We start from the raw sequence: 1520 nt of genomic DNA on the forward strand, positions 1-1520 counted from the left end.
CTATTGCGTTGAAAAACTCCAGTTGAGCAGGCGATCTTCACGATTTGCCGCTGTCTAAGCAAAGAAAAGACGGAGGCTGCGATGATGGGACGTCAGGAGACCAAACGGGAGCTGTTCGTGTTGATTAGTCTAAACGAATACGTTCCCGAAGACCATCTACTGAGAGCGGTGGACCATTACCTCGACCTGAGCGAGTTTCGCGAGAACTTGGCTCAGTCGTATAGCCATACTGGTCGGCCATCAGTCGATCCCGAGTTAATGGCCCGCATGCTGATCATTGGCTACTGCTACGGCATACGTTCCGAGCGGAGGTTGTGCGAAGAAGTCGGCATGAATCTGGCATACCGCTGGTTCTGCCGGCTGGGCCTGAAGGACAAGGTGCCGGATCACTCAAGTTTTTCCAAAAATAGACACGGCCGCTTTCGCGATCACGATGCATTTCGCCAGCTATTCGATTCGGTACTTCGACGTTGCATGGTAGAAGGCCTGGTACAGGGCGAAGGGTTTGCAGCCGACGCCAGCATGATCAAGGCTGACGCCCAGCGGCAACGTTCCTGTTCAGGCGATTCCGCTATCGATTGGGGTAATCCCGAGCAGGCAAGTCGACCGGTGCGAGAATATCTGGCAGCTCTGGAGCAAGCTAATCCAGTGCCGCCCAAAAGAATCTCGCTGACCGATCCGGCTGCAACCTGGACTGCCGCTGCAGGGCCGGCTATTTTTGCCTATTCAACAAATTACCTGATCGATTTGAAAGCGGGAATGATTGTCGATGTCGAGGCATCAGCCGTCAACAAGATAGCCGAGGTCGAAGCGACCAAAACGATGATCAACCGGGTTGAGGAGAAGTTCGCTATCAAGCCACAGCGATTGGTGGGCGATACGAATTACGGTGTGGCTGCAATGCTGGGATGGCTGGTCGATGAAAAGAAGATCGCCCCGCACGTTCCTGTCTGGGATAAATCCGAGCATCACGACGGCACTTTCAGCCGTACCGATTTCATTTTCGATAGAGAAAACAATCGTTATGTTTGCCCTGCTGGCAAGTACTTGAAACCCGCTCAGCGTAGCCAGCAGAAAAACCCATTTCGCTATCGGGCCAGCCTGTATGACTGCCAGGCCTGCCAGCTCAAATCGAAATGCTGTCCCAATATGGATATCCGTAAGATCGATCGTAGCCCACATGAACCTGCACGCGACGTGGCACGAGCCATTGGTAAGACCGACGCTTATCGACAATCGCGTAGAGAACGGAAAAAGGTCGAGATGCTATTTGCCCACCTCAAACGCATCCTTAAACTCGGCCAATTGCGCTTGCGCGGCCCTAGTGGTGCCCACGATGAGTTTCTGCTGGCAGCGACGGCACAAAATCTGCGGCGAATGGCCAAAAAGCTGCTGCCGCCAAGACAGAGCGTGAAACTCGTGATGCGTTAAGCGAGCCCAGCAACGCCACTGCGTACAATTTTCCTGTACATTTATTGGTTTGTGAGAGGTCTTGCCCAAGAGTTTTTCAACACAATAGG

The 1520-nt window shown here is 53.1% G+C and carries 1 protein-coding gene; it reads left to right on the forward strand.

The genetic code is table 11. The features are described 5' to 3' along the window. Positions 1–81 precede the first annotated feature (81 nt). Positions 82–1431, forward strand: a complete 1350-nt coding sequence (locus AC1RJW_RS29655; protein ID WP_493048105.1) for a transposase — start codon at positions 82–84, stop codon at positions 1429–1431. Positions 1432–1520: the final 89 nt, after the last annotated feature.

It is taken from the genome of Janthinobacterium sp. GW822-FHT07A03 (assembly GCF_058798815.1).